This is a genomic window from Streptomyces flavovariabilis, from assembly GCF_000725785.1.
Lineage (GTDB): Bacteria > Actinomycetota > Actinomycetes > Streptomycetales > Streptomycetaceae > Streptomyces > Streptomyces hawaiiensis.
In genome coordinates, this window is record NZ_JNXD01000013.1 from 117206 (window position 1) to 135175 (window position 17970).

Annotated in this window: 17 protein-coding genes and 1 tRNA gene; 13 read left to right on the forward strand and 5 right to left on the reverse strand. The window is 71.2% G+C overall.

Going from position 1 to position 17970, the window contains the following annotated elements; genetic code table 11:
• The first annotated feature begins 7 nt into the window (after positions 1-7).
• From IO24_RS0123775 to IO24_RS0123795, 5 genes are all read left to right on the forward strand, one after another.
• Complete coding sequence (locus IO24_RS0123775) at positions 8-517, forward strand: GNAT family N-acetyltransferase (RefSeq protein WP_037668328.1); 510 nt, start codon at positions 8-10, stop codon at positions 515-517.
• Between the two features lie 81 nt (positions 518-598).
• Complete coding sequence (locus tag IO24_RS0123780) at positions 599-1354, forward strand: hypothetical protein (protein ID WP_031138610.1); 756 nt, start codon at positions 599-601, stop codon at positions 1352-1354.
• Between the two features lie 74 nt (positions 1355-1428).
• Entirely contained in the window at positions 1429-1578 is a 150-nt protein-coding gene (locus IO24_RS0123785) for a hypothetical protein (RefSeq protein WP_157851288.1), read from the forward strand.
• Between the two features lie 192 nt (positions 1579-1770).
• Positions 1771-2220 (forward strand): DUF485 domain-containing protein, encoded by a 450-nt coding sequence (locus tag IO24_RS0123790; RefSeq protein ID WP_031138614.1) that lies wholly within the window; start codon positions 1771-1773, stop codon positions 2218-2220.
• Entirely contained in the window at positions 2217-3830 is a 1614-nt protein-coding gene (locus tag IO24_RS0123795) for a sodium/solute symporter (protein ID WP_031138616.1), read from the forward strand. The genes IO24_RS0123790 and IO24_RS0123795 overlap by 4 nt, the downstream gene beginning before the upstream one ends.
• A gap of 295 nt (positions 3831-4125) precedes the next feature.
• Here IO24_RS0123795 and IO24_RS0123800 read toward each other — a convergent pair whose 3' ends face one another.
• The 4 genes from IO24_RS0123800 to IO24_RS0123815 form a co-directional block, all read right to left on the reverse strand.
• Entirely contained in the window at positions 4126-5013 is an 888-nt protein-coding gene (locus IO24_RS0123800; protein WP_031138618.1) for a cellulose-binding protein, read from the reverse strand.
• Positions 5014-5154: 141 nt separating this feature from the next.
• A complete protein-coding gene (locus tag IO24_RS0123805; RefSeq protein ID WP_031138620.1) occupies positions 5155-5616 on the reverse strand; it encodes a carboxymuconolactone decarboxylase family protein in 462 nt (153 codons plus the stop codon).
• Between the two features lie 169 nt (positions 5617-5785).
• Positions 5786-8791 carry an SUKH-4 family immunity protein gene (locus IO24_RS43325; RefSeq protein WP_078899321.1) on the reverse strand — a complete coding sequence of 1002 codons (3006 nt, stop codon included), beginning with the start codon at positions 8789-8791 and terminating at the stop codon, positions 5786-5788.
• A gap of 8 nt (positions 8792-8799) precedes the next feature.
• Entirely contained in the window at positions 8800-9804 is a 1005-nt protein-coding gene (locus IO24_RS0123815; protein WP_031138624.1) for an SMI1/KNR4 family protein, read from the reverse strand.
• A 344-nt stretch (positions 9805-10148) separates the two neighbouring features.
• Between IO24_RS0123815 and IO24_RS0123820 the strand changes: the two genes are divergently transcribed.
• The gene (locus tag IO24_RS0123820) at positions 10149-10751 is read left to right on the forward strand and encodes a YwqJ-related putative deaminase (protein WP_031138626.1); all 603 of its coding nucleotides are present in this window, start codon (positions 10149-10151) and stop codon (positions 10749-10751) included.
• A 96-nt stretch (positions 10752-10847) separates the two neighbouring features.
• Positions 10848-11342, forward strand: a complete 495-nt coding sequence (locus IO24_RS0123825) for an SUKH-3 domain-containing protein (RefSeq protein ID WP_031138628.1) — start codon at positions 10848-10850, stop codon at positions 11340-11342.
• 82 nt (positions 11343-11424) lie between these two features.
• Here IO24_RS0123825 and IO24_RS0123830 read toward each other — a convergent pair whose 3' ends face one another.
• Positions 11425-12723, reverse strand: coding sequence for a sensor histidine kinase (locus IO24_RS0123830; RefSeq protein ID WP_031138630.1), 1299 nt, complete (start codon positions 12721-12723; stop codon positions 11425-11427).
• A gap of 168 nt (positions 12724-12891) precedes the next feature.
• On the opposite strand from IO24_RS0123830, the gene IO24_RS0123835 reads away from it, so the two are divergent.
• From IO24_RS0123835 to pth, 6 genes are all read left to right on the forward strand, one after another.
• The gene (locus IO24_RS0123835; RefSeq protein ID WP_031138632.1) at positions 12892-13764 is read left to right on the forward strand and encodes a hypothetical protein; all 873 of its coding nucleotides are present in this window, start codon (positions 12892-12894) and stop codon (positions 13762-13764) included.
• A 12-nt stretch (positions 13765-13776) separates the two neighbouring features.
• Positions 13777-13848 (forward strand) — tRNA-Gln (locus IO24_RS0123840).
• A gap of 124 nt (positions 13849-13972) precedes the next feature.
• On the forward strand, positions 13973-15421 hold the full coding sequence (gene glmU / locus IO24_RS0123845; RefSeq protein WP_078899320.1) for a bifunctional UDP-N-acetylglucosamine diphosphorylase/glucosamine-1-phosphate N-acetyltransferase GlmU: 1449 nt from the start codon (positions 13973-13975) through the stop codon (positions 15419-15421).
• Between the two features lie 135 nt (positions 15422-15556).
• On the forward strand, positions 15557-16537 hold the full coding sequence (locus tag IO24_RS0123850; RefSeq protein WP_031138636.1) for a ribose-phosphate diphosphokinase: 981 nt from the start codon (positions 15557-15559) through the stop codon (positions 16535-16537).
• Between the two features lie 165 nt (positions 16538-16702).
• Positions 16703-17299 (forward strand): 50S ribosomal protein L25/general stress protein Ctc, encoded by a 597-nt coding sequence (locus IO24_RS0123855; RefSeq protein ID WP_031138638.1) that lies wholly within the window; start codon positions 16703-16705, stop codon positions 17297-17299.
• Between the two features lie 68 nt (positions 17300-17367).
• On the forward strand, positions 17368-17967 hold the full coding sequence (gene pth / locus IO24_RS0123860) for an aminoacyl-tRNA hydrolase (RefSeq protein ID WP_031138640.1): 600 nt from the start codon (positions 17368-17370) through the stop codon (positions 17965-17967).
• Positions 17968-17970 lie beyond the last annotated feature (3 nt).

A 17970-nucleotide genomic window follows, 5' to 3' on the forward strand; every position in this document is an offset into this window, starting at 1 on the left:
CCCGCTCATGGTGACCTTGGAGCCCCTCAGGGCGGATCACGCTGACGCGCTGCTGGCCTTCGAGCGGGAGAACCGGGCGTACTTCGCCCGCACGGTGCCGGACCGCGGGGACGCCTACTTCACACCCGAGGGTTTCACCGAACGCCACCGGGCGCTCCTCGACGAGCAGCACGCGCGCGTGTGCCGCTTCCATGTAGTCCTCGGGGAGGACGGCGAGCTGATCGGCCGGGTCAACCTGATGGACCTGGTGGACGGCAGCGCCGAACTCGGCTACCGCGTCGGCGAACAGGCCGCCGGCCGGGGCGTGGCGACGGCAGCCGTCGCGCAGGTGTGCAGGCTGGCCGCCGCCGACTACGGTCTGACGTCCCTCACCGCGGTCACGACCCTGGCCAACCCGGCTTCCATGAGGGTCCTGGCCCGTAACGGCTTCACGCGGGTGGAGAACACGACGGTGGGCGGACAGCCCGGGGTCCGCTACCAGCGCCGGCACCTCGGCGCCGCCCCCGGCAGTCCTTAGGGCACGACCCCGACCCGTTTCAGGGCCCGAACACTCTCGCGGGTGACGCGGAGTGACGGGCCGTGCATGTCTGCTGGTGGCATGGACCTCAACAGGCGCACGGCGATGGCGGCGGGCAGCGGCGGTACCGCCCGGGCGGCCGCGCATGCGACGGTGACCGTGCAGGGCGAGTCCGCGGTGCGGACGAACATCCCGGTGGTGAGGGACCGCCGGGCCGCCGGGGGGCGGTACCTGGGGTTACGGACGACCCGGAAACCCCCTGCGCGGACCGGCTGGTACGCGACGTACTCCGTGCGCGCCCGCCAGGCCGGGGTGCACGCGCTGACGGCTGTGGCGACGGCGCCGGTCGAGACGCCGCACACCGAGGCCGTCGCCTCCTACCTGCACCTGTCGGTGAACGACGGCCCTTTCGCCGAGATCGCACGCTCGCAACCGCACTGGTACGAATCGCGGCCCGCCTGGGGCGACCTGTCCGAACTGGACCTGGGCACGGTCGAACTGCGGGGCGGCACCAACACCTTCACCTTCCGCGTCACCGAACCGACCGTCGCCGACGCCGCGCCGGCGTACGTCCTGGCCCTGGACCACTTCACCCTGCGCCACCTGGACGGGCACCCGGGCTTGCGCGAACTGTCCGTCCCCCGGCACCACGAGGGCGCACCGGCCCGGCTGCGGCTGACCCTCGACGGGCACGCCACGCGCGCCCGCCGCGTGCGGTACGTGGTGAGCGACTACCACGGCCGGCGCGTGGCCGCCGGTGACGTCAGCGCCACGGTCACCCTGCCCGCCCTGCCCCCGGGGCACTACCGCGTGGAGGCGACACCGCCCACCGGGTGACCGTCTCGGCGCGTCCGGTGGGCGGCGGGTGGACCGTGCGGACGGATCAGGGACAGCCGGAGACCCGCATACACGTGCCGGCCGGAGGGAGGGCCGCCGTCAACTTCACGGTCCTCGCGGGGCGTTCGGTCGCGCGCCGTACCGACCGGCGACTCGCCTTCCGGGCGACGCTCGACGATCACGCCGAAGTGCCCGCGTCCGTGGCGCTGATCCACCTCAGGTGAGACACCGGGAACTGCGGAAAAGCCGAGTTGACGCGGGTGACGCCCGAGGTCGGAAAGGTAAGCGCATACCGACCGATCAGTTCGCAGAAACCCTCGCGCAAGTCCCCTGCTCCGAAGTAGCGTGCGTGGCTCCCACCCCCCACCTCCCTGCGGTCCGCCGCACCGGATCCAACCCTCGCAAGGAGTACCGGGATGTCCTACGACCCCTCCCCGTCCCACCCGTACCGACCACCCGGTCCGGCCCCGGCCCATGACCCGTACACGTACGACACCTACCCCTGGACGCCGCAGGAGGCGCCCGAACCGGCCGGCCGGCGTCCCCAGCGCCACGCCGCGCTCGGGCACCACAGCGACCTGCGGGTCCTGCGCAGCGCCTACCGCTGGCAGCGGCGCGTGGCCACCCTCACGGCGCTCGGCTACTTCGTCCTGTTCCTGATCCTGTCGGCGTTCGCACCGTCGTTCATGACGAGCACCGTCACCGACGGTCTGCCCACCGGCCTGCTGCTCGCCCTCGTCCAGGTCCCCGTGACCTGGCTGGCGATCGCCCTGTACGAGCAGACCGCCCGCCGTCGCGTCGACCCGATCGCGGACCGCATACGCAAGCAGGCCGAGCTGGACGCGAAGCGGGAGGGGGCACGGTGACCACCGAGTTCAGCGGCAACGCCCAGGCGATGTCCCTCGTCGGCTTCTCCTCCGTCGCCACGATCACGCTGCTGCTGTGCGTGATGACGGGCCCGGACCGGGACGACCTGGACGAGTTCTACACCGGCTACAGCTCCCTGTCCCCCATGCGCAACGGCCTGGCGATCGCCGGCGACTACATCTCCGCCGCGACCGTCCTCGGCACCGGCGGTGTCATCGCCCTGTTCGGCTACGACGGGATCGTGCTGGCACTGAGTACGGCCCTGTCGCTGATGCTGCTGATGTTCCTGCTGGCCGAACCGCTGCGCAACGCCGGCCGGTTCACCATGGGCGACGCGCTGACCCGCCGGATGCCGGGACGCGCCGTCCGCATCGCGGCCTGCGCGGTGACCCTGGCGGCACTGCTGCCGCTGATGCTGGTCCAGCTGGCGGGCACCGGGCAGCTGATGGCGTTCATCCTCGGCTTCTCCGGCGAGTCGCTGCAGACGGGCTGCATCATCGGCGTGGGCGCCTTGATGATCAGCTACGCGGCGATCGGCGGAATGAAGGGCACCGCCCTCATCCAGATCCTGAAGATCGTGATGCTGCTCGGCTCCGGCATGGTCGTCGCGGTACTGATCCTCCACCGGTTCGACTGGGACCCGGGAGCCCTCTTCACCGCGGCCGCCCAGAACAGCGGCGTGGGCTCGGCGTTCCTCTCCTCGGGCCTGCAGTTCGCGGGCGGAGCCAACCCCGACCTGGACATGATCACCGCGCAGCTGACGGTGGTCCTCGGCGGTGGCGTCCTGCCGCACGTCACCATGCGCATGTACACCGCGTCCAGCGCCCGGCAGGTGCGGCGTTCGATGTCCTGGGCGGTGTCGGGCGTGGCCCTGTTCGTGCTCGTCATCACCGTCGTCGGCTTCGGCGCGACCGCGCTGGTCGGGCGGGAGCTGATCGCACAGGTCGACCCGCAGGGCAACACGGCGTATCTGCTGGGATCACAGGCGGCGTTCGGCGCGGACGTGTCGGCGGCGGAGACGTTCCTGTTCACGACCGTCACGACGGCGGTCTTCCTCACGCTGCTCGCCTCCGTCGCCGGCATGATCCTGGCCTGCGCCAACTCCCTCGCGCACGACGTGTTCGCGGCCCGGGTGCAGGAGATGTCACCGCGGCGCGAGATGACCGTGGCGCGGCTGTCGGCCCTGGCCGTGGGCATCCCCGCGATCCTCCTGGCCACCCAGGTCCAGCACCGCAGCCTGCAACCGCTGGTGACGCTGTCCTTCTGCCTGGGCGCCTCGGCCATCGCGCCCGCGCTGGTCTACAGCCTCTTCTGGCGCCGCTACACGCGAACGGGCCTGCTCAGCACTCTCATCGGCGGCTCTCTGGCCGTCCTGCTGCTGATGCCGGGCACGAATCTGGTCTCCGGCTCACCGGTCTCGGCCTTCCCCGAAGCGGACTTCAACTGGTTCCCGTTCACCACCACGGGCCTGCTCTCCATCCCCCTGGGCTTCGCCTGCGGCTGGCTGGGCACGATGGCCTCCGGCCGCCGGAAGTCGGAGGAGCAGCGCCACCAGTACGAGGCGGTGGAGGCCTGGATCCTGGCGGGGGCGGTGCGCAGGGACGACTGACACGGAAACCGGACCGGGCCGGCCGACTGGCCGACTGGCCGACTGGCCGACTGGCCGACTGGCCGACTGGCCGACTGGCCGGCCGAACGCCGCAACGCATGGGCGCGTACGGCATCAGTGCGCGCCCTGCGGGGAATGAGGCAGCCGGTGGCAGTCCCCGTCGGCCTTGTGCTGCCGACGGCTGACAGCCGCCTGCTCGTACGAGCGAGGGTCCGCGGCACGTAAAGCGCCGGTCCGCGTCACACACAAGCGCCGGCCCGCGGTGCCGCCTCCCGTGTGCGCCCCGCTGGCGGCGTCACTCCGCCGCCACCCGCCCCGCCCAATCCGTCAGGCTGGTGTGGACACGGTCGATGTGGGCGCGGGCGTCGTCTCGTTGCTCGGCGTGCTCGCGCAGGAGCCGGTCCGTCTCCTCCGCCACGGCCTCCGCGTGCTCGCGGGCCTGGGCGACCAGCTCCGCCGCATGGGCGTGGGCCTCTTCCTCCAGGTCGCGGGCGGTTTCCTCGGCGTCGGCGAGGGTCTGCTCGGCCTCGGCCAGTGCTTCCTCGGCGCGCGTCGCCGTCTCCTCGTGGTGCGCGTCCAGGGCCGCCGCGCGGGCGGTCTCCTCCCGTTCCGCCTCCGCCCACCGGTCGGCGCGTTCCTTGTCCTGCTCGGCCAGCATCCCGGAGGTGCGCTCCCGCATCTCCCGAAGCGCGGCCAGTGCCTCGCCCCGCTGCTCCTGAGCCTCACACCGGGCCGCGACCCGGAGCTCGTCGGCCTCGGCCCGGGCGGCGAGCAGCCGCTGCCGGGCACGTTCATCGGCGTCGGCGCGTACGGCATCGGCGTGCGCCTGCGCGGACTCGCGCACGCCGGCCGCGGACGCCTGCGCCTCTTCGACGAGTTGCCGCGCCTCCCGCCGCGCCCCCTCCCGTACGGCCGCGGCCTCCTGCTCGCCGAGTTCGAAGAGCCGTCGCGCCCGTTCCCCGAGGGTGTCGTAGTGCTGCGGGGCCAGCCGGGCCACGGCTTCGCGCAGCCGCCCCAGTTCCTCGCCCATCTGCCGGGCCAGGACCGTCAGCCGGGCCGCCCTCTCCCAGGCCGCGTCCCGATCCGCGGAGAGGGCCTCGGCGTACTCGTCGACCTGCTCGGGACGGTAACCGCGCCCCCGCACGGCGCTGAAGCCGTGCGGTGACACCGTCGCGCTGCTCATCCGGACCCCTCTCCACCACACCAACGGGAAGTCGCGCTGAAATGGGACGATTTCGCGCACATCTTGGTGGATCAGACGGAAGTGTTCATAACGCGACACTCCGCACCGGGGTCAGGGGTCCACGGCGAGGCCGTACGGCGATCAGCCCCAAGTGGTGCCCGCGGGCTCCTGGATGGTCGTGTTGATGCGGTTGAACATGTTGGTGACCGAGACGGTGAGGATCAGCGCGGAGAGTTCCCTCTCGTCGAAGTGGTCGGCCACCTCGTCCCACAGCGCGTCCGGCACCGACTCCCCCGAGAGGTCGGAAAGCCGCGTCATCGCCTCCGTCAGCTTCAGCGCCGCACGCTCGGCGTCCGAGAAGAAGGGAGCGTGCCGCCAGGCGGCGACGGCCGAGATGCGCTCCTCGCCCACCCCGGCCTTGCGGAGGTTGGCCACGTGCCCGTGCACGCAGGCGCCGCAGCCGTTGATCTGGCTGGCGCGCAGCCCGACGATCTCCGCCACGTCCTGCGCCAGACCGCCCTCCCCGATCGCCTGGAAGAGGGTGCCGATGCCCTTCATCGCGCCGGAAAGGACATACGCCGGGTTCGTCATCCGTGCCTGCATGATCTCTGCCTCCTGTGTCGGCGGTGCATCGCTGTCACTGCACTGACGGAGCGGCGGAGGAAGGTGTGACAGCCCGGCGCGAAATTTTCTCGTCGCGGACAGGAAAGAGCCGGGCCCGGTCCCACGAGCGACCGAACCCGGCTCCTTTTGGCACGTCAGCGGCGACGCCTCACAGCAGCCCGTCCCACATCTGCTCCAGCAGCACCGACCACCAGCTCTCCGGCGAGCCCAGCGCCGCCGGGTCGAGCGCGGCCAGCTGCGCCTGGAAGTCGACGGTCCAGCGGCCCGCCTGCTCCTGGTTCAGCCCGAACCGGAGCCGCCACATCCGCCCGAGCAGCGCCAGGCAGCGCGCGAACTCCGGCAGCCCGGTGTTCACGAACTGCGGCGGCACCGGCGCCCCGCCCGGCCCGGCCTCCACCGGCACGGCGACGATGTTCGCCGTGCCGTACTGCACGCAGATCGCCTTGCCGAAGTCGCTGCCCATCACCAGATACGAACCCGCGTCCGAGGCCGGCTGCACACCGCGCTCGGCCGCCAGTTCCGCCAGCGTCGGAACGGGCCGCCCCGGCTGGGCCTGTGCCCAGAAGAACGGGCCCATGTCCGTCGGCAGTCCGGCCGCCACCAGCGTGTGCGCCACCACCGGCGGCACCCCCTGCCGCGACACGGCGGCCTGCTCGAACCGGAACACACCCGGCCCGAACGCGGCCCCCAGCTCCTGCCCGATGGCCTCCGGCGGGATCGGCGCCATTGCCTGCACCGGCGGCAACGGAGCGCGCACCGGAGCCGGACGCGCCGGGCCGTCCGCCACCTGGTGCAACTCACCCTGGTGGGCCAGCAACTGCTGCATGCCCTGCTGCCGGCTCGCGTGGTCCGTACCGTACGGCGCGATGCTCGTGATGCGCGCCTGCGGCCACTGCTCCCGGATCATCCGCGCGCAGTACGCACCCGGCAGCTCGCACGACTCCAGCTCGGTGTGCAGCTCCAGCACCTGGTCCGGGGGCACGTTCATGGCCCGCAGCTCGTGGAAGATCTGCCACTCCGGATGCGGCGTGCCCGGCGCCGAACGCCGGATCAGCTGCTGCTCGGAACCGTCCTGCGCGCGGTAGCGCAGCACGGCCTGGTAGCCGGGGCCCACGGTCGGCTGACCGGCGGGCTGCTGCGGATAGCCGTACGCCGGCGGCTGCCCGGGGCCGGGCCGGCCCGGCGGCGGCATCGCACCCGGGGGCATCGCGCCGGGCGGCATGCCAGGAGGCATCGCACCCGGCACCGCGCCGTGCGGCACGGGCCCCGGCCCACCGGGCCCGGGCACGCCGGGGGCACCCGGGGCGGCGGGTGGTGCGCCGGGGGCCTGCGGCGGCGGAGGCACACCGGGGCCACCCGGCGGAGGCGCGGCCAGCATGGTCTCCGCGTGATGCACGGGACCCGGGCCACCGGGAGCGCCAGGAGGACCGGGAGGCTGCGGCGCGCCGGGGGGACCAGGCGGATGCGGCGTACCGGGCGCTCCCGGAGGCCCCGGCGGCTGCGGAGGCTGGGGCGTGCCCGGGCCCATCCGGCCGGGGTCGGCCAGCATCGTGGCGGCATGGTGGACACCCCCCGGAGGCGTACCACCAGGGGCACCGGGCGCCTGCGGCGGACCAGGCGGCTGCGGCGCGCCAGGCGCATGCGGAGCACCCGGCGGTTGCTGCGGAGGCAGCGGCGCACCCGGACCCTGCGGAGACCCGGCACCGGCAGGACCCCCCGGGCCACCGGGCGCACCGGGACCCGCGGAACCGGGCCCTTGCGGGCCTCCCGGCCCGTCAGGACCGAGCGCCGACACAAGCTGTGTAGGCACATAGCCACCCGCCGGAGTCCCCGGAGCCCCGGGCCCGGACGGCGGGGGCGTACTGCCCGGCCGCGCACCCGGCGTACCCGGAGCGCCCGGTGGGGGCGGCGTGGTCGGGCCCGCGTTCCGCCCACGGCCCGGCGGCGGAGCCGCCTTGCTGGTCGCGGCGTCGGCGATGTCCCCGGCGTTGGGCGCGAGAGGCCGCTCCGGCGCCCCCGGCCCGGCCGGCGGCCTCGGCACCCCGCCGGGACCGGCAGGACCAGCGGAACCGGCGGAACCCGCGGCGTCACCGCCCGCCCCCTGCGGATACCCGTACGTCGCCCCGCCCGCCCCGGGCGGCGGCGTGCTCCCCGGCGGGACCTGCGGACTCTGCGCATTCTGCGGATACCCGTACGGCTGCCCGCCCGGCCCGGGCGGAGGCGTGCTGCCCTGCGGCACCCCACCGGGCGGCGTCCCCGGCACGCCTGGCGCGGTGACCGGCCCCGAGGGATAGCCGTATCCCTGGCCGCCCGCAGGGCCGGAGCCCGGGGCGTTCGGACCGTCCACCGCCGGCGTCACCGCCGTCGGAGGGAGCCGGCTGCCGCCCGACATCAGAGCCGTCTGGGCGTCAGGGGTCACCGAAGGCGGCGGCGTGACGCCGTCGGCCTCGCTCAGCGGCGGCGCGAAGACCGTCGCGGGCAGCGGTACGGAACGGTCGTCACCGGCATCGCCGTTGGTGTCCGTACCCGCCCAGGGCGTCGCCCCGGCAGGCACACCCGGCGCCACCGCGGCCCCGGAAGCACCCGCGTCAGCTTCGAAGTCACCGCCCCCGGCCGCAGGCCACGCCGCACCACTCCCCGGCGCGGCAGGCGCGCCCCGCTCGGGGGTGGCCGGGCCGCCGGCCGACGAAGCGGCAGCCGGATCACCGGCCGAACCCGGCTCACCGGCAGCAGCCGACGGAGCACCAGCCCCCGCACCCGCACCCCGCCGGTCCGGAATCCCCAGCTTGTCCGCCGCGTCCTGCAACCACTCCGGCGGAGTCAGCAGGAAAGACGTCTGATTCAGATCCACCCGCGCGGCGGGCGCCGCCGATGCCGGCTCGTCCACCGCGTCCGGACGGCCGTACTCCTCCTCGTACCGGCGGATCACCTCACCCACCGGCAGCCCCGGCCACAACGTCGCCTCGCCACTGTCCCGGGCGATCACCAGGCGCTGCGCACCGCCGTCGGAACGCGGCCCGTCCGCCCGGTCCTCGGCCCACACCACGAACCCGAGATCGAACTCCCGCACCCGCACCTCACGATGCTGGTACGACGGCAGATCCCCGTTGATCCACTCTTCCGCGCGCTCCTGCGCCTGCGCGTAGGTCACCATCGCTGACGTCACTCCCCCACGGCCGAGGACGACACCGCGCCCACCGGCACCACACGCGCGAACCCGCCGTCCACCATCAGATTCGCCACCGTCTCCAACTCCGGCGGATTGCCCGCCAGCCGCGACAGGAAGACATCGAAATCGTCCCCGCACGGCAGCAGCAGCCGCTCCACCCGCTCCGCCGGCGGCACCGAGGGATCCACGTCCCGCGCGTCGTCGTACGCGCAGAACCACACCGAACCGATCCGCTCGCCCTTCACCTTCACGGCGAGCAATCCGCCCTGCACGAAAGAAATCCCCAGATAGTCCTTGGTCAGATGGTCACGCAGACACTTGTTGACGTACACCAGGTCATTGACCGCGGCCTCGTCGCGCACCGTGAAGAACGGCTGGTCCACCAGCAGCCCGAGCTCCGCGTCCAGCACGGCGCCCACCGGCGCACAGCCACCCGCCGCCTTCAGGAACGACCGGTACGCGCCCGGCAGCCGGTAGCCGAGGTCCTCCTCGACGCCCTGCACCTGCGACTCGGTCACCGCGACACCCGACTTCGGCAGCCCGAAGTGCGCCGGACGCGTCTCCTGCAACGGCCGCGTGCCCCGCTTGGAGTGGTCGACACCCGACGTCGCCACACCCCCGTGATGCCTCAGCAGCGCCTTCACCTCGACCGGGACCAGCTCCAGCCGCCGCGTCCCCACCACGTGGTGCCACGTCCAGCCGTGCGGCGTCGCCACCGCCGGCACCGTGTCCCACAGCTCGTGCCCGGACGCCGACAACGCCGTGTTCGCCGACACATAGTCCGTCAGCCGCAACTCGTCGACGCCGAAGCCCTCCGGCGGCTCCGCGATCTCCGCGGCCGCACGCGCGTAAGCCGAGAAGTCGGGGTAACCATGCTCGTCGACCCGTACCCCTCTCGGGTGACGCGCAGCCCGGACCGGATCCGGGAAATGCACGACCTGCCCGGCGTAGGCCGCGTTCGGCGGCGCGGCTCGCTCCCCGAGCCGACCTGTCGTCATGGCGGTTGCCCCCTGCGGCACTCTGTACGACCCGTATTGACCACCCTTGGCGCACTACGACCCGTATCGACTGTCACTGCACGCCGACCCGCGGATCACCCTCCGGTTCACTGCATCGAGCCCCGAACGGATCACCGCATCGCCCGCGGTGCCGACAGCCTATGCGGTACGACGACACCGGTCACCGGCACCGGCCGACACCCCCTCCGCATCCGTGACCAGGCGTCACCCCACCGTGACGGCACGCCCCGCTCCGGGCGTGTCGCCGCGCCCCAGCTTCCGCAGCAGCCACGGCATTTGGCAGTCTGTGACCCCCGGGGGGCTGCACGGAGGGGAAGACGATCATGAACGCCACGCAGACGGGACCACACACCGGCAGGTCCGCCGACCCACGAAACGGCGATCCCAGAGGCGCCACCCGCGACACCGGCCCCCTGGCCGGCGACCCACGAACCGCCGACCCCCGAAGCGGCGACCCCCGCATCGGCTGGAGCGCCACCGAAGCCGCACACACCCCGGCCCTCCGGCACCGCCGCGACGGCATCCTCCCCACCGTCGCCGCCGCCCTCTCCGTCCGCGGCACCACCCTCACCGGCACCGCCGCCCGCGGCGACACACCCCCCGCCCTGCACCCCCTCGTCCAGGACTTCCTGGACACCCTCACCAGCACCCAACGCGACCGCTTCACCGGCCGCTGCGCCGAAACCATCCTCATCTCCCGCCACATCGCCGCAGCCGACACCGCCCGCAGCAAACGCGCCGCACGCAAACCCATGACCAACGGCGAAGCACGCAAAGCACTCAAACAGGCCAAACTCACCGCCCGACGCATCCGCGAGGACGGCGACCCCCTCCACGGCAGCTTCGCCACCCCCTGCCGCGCCTGCACCGCACTCAGCGCCCACTTCGGCGTCCGCATAGTCGACCCCGCGTCCCAAAACGGCTGACGCCCCCCACACCCCCACCCCCGCACGGGCCGGCCCCACGCCCCGGCACACGCACGCCCACGCGCCACACCAGGACCTCGACGAGACGAAGGGCAGATGCACACCGACCGCACCTCCACCACCCGCTTCGCCGTCCCCGTCGACGCCGCCCTGCGCGCCGCCGGCTGGCAACCCGGACGCTGGGACATCAAACAAGCCGAGATCTGGGCCGACGCCCTACGCGACCACGCCTCCCCCGCGGGCCACCGCCACACCGTCTTCCCCGCCGCCGTCGAGGCCTGGGCCGAATTCGGCGGACTCCACATCACCCCCACCGGCCCCGGCCGCCAGGTCGCCCCCGCCAACCTCCACCTCGACCCACTGCACGGCCTCCACATGGCCCGCACCCTCGCCGACCTCGGCCGCGCCCTCGACACCGACGTCTGCCCCCTCGGCACCGAAACCGACAGCCAGGCCCTCCTCGCCATCGACACCGACGGCCGCGTCTACACCCTCGACCACACCGGCGACTGGTACCTCGGCCACGACATCGACCAAGCCCTCGCCACCCTCATCGCCGGCACCGAACCCGTACGCCTCACCACGGCCTGACCACGGACCCCACCCCAGGCCCCAGGCCCCAGGCCCCAGGCCCCAGGCCCCAGGCCCCAGGCCCCAGGCCCCAGCAGACGGCCTACGACGCCGGAATCACCGCCGACACCCGGAAACCCCCCACATCCGTCGGCCCCGACACAAACACCCCACCCAGCGCCGAGACCCGCTCCTTCATCCCCACCAGCCCGTTCCCCCCGGACGGCAACCGCGCCGACGCCCCCGCCTCCTCAGGCGGCTCGTTCTCCACCTGCAGCGCGATCTCCGACACCCGATGCGCCAACCGCACATACGTCTTCGCCCCGGCCGCATGCTTATGGACGTTCGTCAACGCCTCCTGCACCACCCGAAACGCCGTCTGCTCCACCACGGGCGCATACGACCGGACATCCCCCTCCACCGACAACGCCACCACCATCCCCGCGGCAGCCGACTGCCCCAGCAGCTCCTCGATCTCCGCCAGACACGGCCCCTCGTCATCCGCCGCGCGCGAAGCCGCCGCAGCCGCGGCCACCCCCACCGCCGCCAACGGCACCGACGCCGCACGTTCACGCCGCACGTCACCACCGCTGCGCAGCACCCCGAGCATCTCCCGCAACTCCGTCAGCGCCTGCCGCCCCATGTCCCCCACCAGCGCGGCATTCCGGACCGCCTTCTCCGGATCCTTCCGGGCCACCGCCTGCAGAGCCGCGGCATGCACCACCATCAGACTCACCCGATGAGCGACCACATCGTGCATCTCCCGCGCGATCCGCGTCCGCTCCTCGTTCCGGGCCCACTCAGCCCGCTCCTCCGCCCGCTCCGCGAGCAACTGAAGCTCCCGCTCCAAACTGTCCGCCCGCTCCCGCAGACTCTCCATCAACCGCCGCCGCGCCCCCACATACAGACCCAGCAGCACCGGAGGCGCCGTGAAGCCCAGCGACATCGTGATCGCCGCGAAGGGCACGAACCAGTCCCCTATGTCCAAGTTCCCCCGCGACATGTCCTGCCGCGTCTTCACGAACGTCACGATCAGCGTCCCCACCAGCGACATCCCCGCCAGCGAGGCGACGATCCGCCGCGGCAGCTCCGCCGCGGCCAGCGTGTACAGGCCGACGACGCCCATCAGAAAGCCCATCTCGGCCGGCGTGATGGCGATCGACACCAGCACCACGGCGATCGGCCACCGCCGCCGCACCACCAGCACGGAACCGGCCAGCACCCCGAAGACGACCCCCACCGCCACCGGAACGCCGGCATCCCTGGCGAACGGAATGCCTTCCAGCCCGCACTCCAGCGCGGACACCACCGCCAGGCTCACATCGAACACGGCACTACGCCGCCTGGCCCACCACCACGGCCCTCCCCGGGCCGTCACATGCTCTTCCCCCGTCGCGGTCATGCTTCCCAGCCTACGGGCGGCCACCGCCGGTTTTCCGGTGCATTTCCCGGACTGGCCTACACCACACTCCGTGACCGTTCGGCTGCGATACCACCCGATATCCCTCGAACTGCTGAATCGCTCACCGTTCGACCCCGGAAGCCAGCATTCCGCCCGGACGGTATGCGTATGACACATGCACCTGGCAAGTACGCGGACTTCGAGGGACTGCGGGAACGGGCGGTGGCGCTGCGGCGCGCAGGCCTCAGCCGCCGGCAGATCCGCGACCGCCTCCACGTCGACAACAACGACATCCTCAACCGCCTGCTGGAGGGCGAACCGCCCCCGGACTGGACGAAGCGCCCGAACGCGAAGGACGACCTGAGGGAGAAGGCGAGGGAACTCCGACTCCAGGGCTGGACGTACGACCAGATCCAGGTGGAGCTCGGGTGCTCGAAGAGTTCGATCTCGCTGTGGGTGCGGGATCTTCCGAAGCCGGAGCGCAAGCGAACCTCCGAGGAGGCGTCAGCAATCGCGAGGCGGGGCTGGGAAGCCACCATGCGCCTGCGTGACGAGGAGCGGCGACGGACCAAGGATGCGGCCAAGCAGGCTGTCGGCGCACTGTCGCCGCGCGAGCTGCTTCTCTTGGGCGTCGGCCTGTACTGGGCGGAGGGCAGCAAGGACAAGCCCTACGACCGCCGCGAGAGCGTCTGCTTCGTCAACAGCGACCCCGGCATGATCCGGGTCTTCCTGGCCTGGCTCGATCTGCTGGGCGTGGAGCGAGAGAGCATCCGGTTCACGGTGATGATCCACGAGACCGCCGACATCCCGGGCGCCGAACAGTACTGGGCCGAGCTCGTCGGCGCCGATCGCTCCGCGTTCTACAAGACGACACTCAAGAGACACAACCCCAAGACGGTCCGCAAGAACACCGGCGACTCATATCGGGGATGCCTTGCGATCAAGGTCCGCAAGAGCGCCGACCTGTACCGTCGCATCGAAGGCTCTTGGTACGGCATAGTGTTGGGAGCCACCCAGCCAATCGGCGAGATGCCCGATTAGCCGGGTTCATGGTCCCCTGTGGTGTAATCGGCAACACGGGTCACTTTGGATGATTTGTTCCAGGTTCGAGTCCTGGCAGGGGAGCACACACTCGGTTCGGGTCCTGGCTGATGCCAATGCCGGTCAGGCCCCACACCCACACCCCCCACAAAACCCCCCGGTATCCTGCGGATGTCACCCCACCCCATCCACAGCCGAAGGGCATCCCGTGAGCGCCAACCGCCCGGCAGCCGTCGTCGTTCTCGCAGCGGGTGAGGGCACCCGTATGAAGTCGGCCACACCCAAGGTCCTGCATGAGCTCTGCGGCCGCAGTCTCGTCGGTCACGTGCTCGCGGCCGCGGGCGAGCTGCAGCCCGAGCATCTGGTCGTCGTGGTCGGCCACGCCCGTGAGAAGGTCACCGCCCATCTCGGCGACATCGCCCCCGAGGTCCGCACCGCCGTGCAGGCGGAGCAGAACGGTACGGGGCATGCCGTGCGGATGGGGCTGGAGGAGCTCGGCGGGTCCGTCGAGGGGACCGTCGTGGTCGTGTGCGGTGATACGCCCCTGCTGACGGGTGCGACCCTCCAGGCTCTGGCCGCCACGCACTCCGCGGACGGCAACGCGGTCACGGTGCTGACCGCCGAGGTGCCGGACGCGACGGGGTACGGGCGGATCGTCCGTGACGAAGCCTCCGGAGCCGTTACCGCGATCGTCGAGCACAAGGACGCCACCGACGCCCAGCGGTCGATCCGTGAGATCAATTCGGGTGTGTTCGCGTTCGACGGGCAGTTGCTGTCGGACGCGTTGAAGAAGGTGCGGACGGACAACAGTCAGGGCGAGGAGTACCTGACCGATGTGCTCGGGATTCTGCGCGAGGCGGGGCATCGGGTGGGGGCGTCGGTGGCCAGTGATCACCGTGAGATCGCCGGGATCAACAACCGTGTGCAGCTGTCGGAGGCCCGCCGGATCCTGAACGACCGGTTGCTGACCGAGGCGATGCTCGGCGGTGTGACCGTCATCGACCCGGCCACCACCTGGGTCGATGTGACGGTCACGTTCGAGCAGGACGCCGTCGTGCACCCGGGCACGCAGTTGCAGGGCGCGACGCATCTGGCGGCGGGTGCCGAGGTCGGGCCGAACTGCCGGCTGACCGACACCCGGGTGGGTGCGGGTGCGCGGGTCGACAACACCGTGGCCGCGGGCGCCGAGGTCGGGCCGGACGCGACGGTGGGGCCGTACGCGTATCTGCGTCCGGGGACGCGGCTCGGTGCGAAGGGCAAGATCGGTACGTACGTGGAGACGAAGAACGCGTCGATCGGGGATGGGACGAAGGTGCCTCACCTGTCCTATGTGGGTGACGCGACGATCGGGGAGCAGACCAATATCGGTGCTGCGAGCGTGTTCGTGAACTACGACGGGCAGGAGAAGCACCACACGACGATCGGTTCGCACTGTCGGACGGGCTCGGACAACATGTTTGTGGCGCCTGTCACGGTGGGGGACGGTGCGTACACCGCTGCCGGGTCGGTGATCACGAAGGATGTGCCGCCCGGTTCGCTGGCCGTGGCCCGTGGTCAGCAGCGGAATATCGAGGGTTGGGTGGCTCGGAAGCGTCCGGGGAGCGCGGCCGCGAAGGCGGCGGAGGCGGCGTCCCGGGAGTCGGCCGGTGAGGGCTGACCGGAAACCGATGCCTGGAACACGGCGTACGGTGATAAGTGCACACCCGCACCCCCACCAGCTGAGACGGCCTCCGGCAAGCCGGCTGCGAGGTCTCTCGACACCCAGCTGCGACACCTCTGAGGAGACAGTGCTGTGACCGGGATCAAGACGACCGGCGAGAAGAAGTTGATGTTCTTCTCCGGCCGCGCCCACCCCGAGCTTGCGGAGGAGGTCGCCCAGCAGTTGGGTGTCGGGGTTGTCCCGACGAAGGCCTTCGACTTCGCGAACGGTGAGATCTATGTGCGTTATCAGGAGTCGGCGCGTGGTGCCGACTGTTTCCTGATCCAGAGCCACACGGCTCCGATCAACAAGTGGATCATGGAGCAGTTGATCATGATCGACGCGCTGAAGCGTGCGTCGGCCCGCTCCATCACGGTCATCGTGCCGTTCTACGGTTACGCGCGGCAGGACAAGAAGCACCGGGGACGTGAACCGATTTCGGCGCGTCTGATCGCGGACATGATGAAGACCGCGGGTGCGGACCGGCTTCTGACCGTGGATCTGCACACGGACCAGATCCAGGGCTTCTTCGACGGTCCGGTGGACCACCTGTTCGCGTTGCCGCTGCTGGCGGACTACGTGGGCCGGAAGGTGGAGCGGGAGAAGCTGACGGTCGTGTCTCCGGATGCGGGCCGGGTGCGGGTCGCGGACCGCTGGTGTGACCGGCTGGGCGCGCCGCTGGCGATCGTGCACAAGCGGCGTGACAAGGATGTGGCGAACCAGGTCACCGTCCACGAGGTCGTGGGTGAGGTGAAGGGTCGCGTGTGTGTCCTGGTGGACGACATGATCGACACGGGTGGGACGATCTGTGCCGCGGCGGACGCGTTGTTCGCGCACGGTGCGGAGGACGTGATCGTGACGGCGACGCACGGTGTGCTGTCGGGCCCGGCGAGCGACCGGCTGAAGAACTCGCGGGTGAGTGAGTTCGTGTTCACGAACACGTTGCCGACGCCGGGTGAGCTGAGCGGGGACCTGGACAAGATTTCGGTGCTGTCGATCGCGCCGACGATCGCGAATGCGGTGCGTGAGGTGTTCGAGGACGGTTCGGTGACGAGCCTGTTCGACGACCAGTAGAGATCGTTTTGGGCGTGGCCTCCTGGGCCGAGTAGACTGCTGCAGTTGCTCGGCGAGGGAGGCCGTTCCCGTTTCGGGATGCGGCTGTCCGTTATCGACGCGCTCTTCGTAGCAGGCCGTTCGTGGCCGGGTGACCACGTCCGTTTCTGACTTCGAGGAGTGATTATGTCCGAGGTGAAGATCTCCGCCGCGACGCGCACCGAGTTCGGCAAGGGTGCCGCGCGCCGTATCCGTCGTGAAGACAAGGTTCCGGGTGTCCTGTACGGGCACGGTTCGGACCCGGTGCACCTGACCCTGCCGGGTCACGACCTGCTGATGGCGCTGCGTACGCCGAACGTGCTGATCGCGCTGGACATCGACGGCAAGACGAACGAGCTGGCGATTCCGAAGTCCGTGCAGCGTGACCCGCTGAAGGGCTTCCTGGAGCACGTGGACCTGCAGCTGGTGAAGCGTGGCGAGCAGGTCAACGTCGAGATCTACGTGCACACCGAGGGTGAGCTGGCCCCGGGCGGCAACCTGCTGGAGCACGTGCTGAACGCGCTTCCGGTGGTGGCCGAGGCGACGCACATCCCGGAGTCGGTGACCGTCTCCGTCGAGGGTCTGACGGCCGGTGACTCCATCCTCGCCAAGGACATCCCGCTGCCGAAGGGCACGACGCTGGACGTCGAGGAGGACACCGTCGTCCTTCAGGTCCTGGCCGCGCAGGCCGAGGAGGCCGCTGAGGGTGAAGAGGCCGGGGGCGAAGAGGCCGCTGAGGCCTGATCCTCCTCGTCGTCGTTTCGTCGGCCGCTGTTCCCGTGCGGGGCAGCGGCCGTCGCGTATGAAGGGACATGGACGTGACGACCGATGCCGCTCCCTGGTTGATCGTGGGGCTGGGCAATCCGGGGCCGGAGTACGCGGGGAACCGGCACAACGTGGGTTTCATGGTGGCCGATCTGCTGGCGGACCGGGTCGGGGGGAGGTTCAAGCGGGCCGGGCGGGCGCAGGCGCAGGTCGTGGAGGGCCGGATCGGGCCGCCGGGGCCGTCGAACCGGCGGGTGGTTCTGGCGAAGCCGATGTCGTTCATGAATCTGTCGGGTGGGCCGGTGAATGCGCTGCGGGATTTCTACAAGGTGCCGGTGGACCATGTGGTGGCGATTCATGACGAGTTGGACATCGATTATGGGGCGTTGCGGCTGAAGCTGGGCGGCGGGGACAACGGGCACAACGGGTTGAAGTCGATGACGAAGGCGTTCGGTGCGGAGTACCACCGGGTGCGGTTCGGGATCGGGCGGCCGCCGGGGCGGATGCCGGTGGCGGATTTCGTGCTGAAGGATTTCGCGTCGGTGGAGCGCAAGGAGCTGGACTACTTCGTGGACCGGGCGGCGGACGCGGTGGAGTGTCTGGTGATCGATGGTCTGGAGCGGGCGCAAAGCACGTACAACTCCTGACTT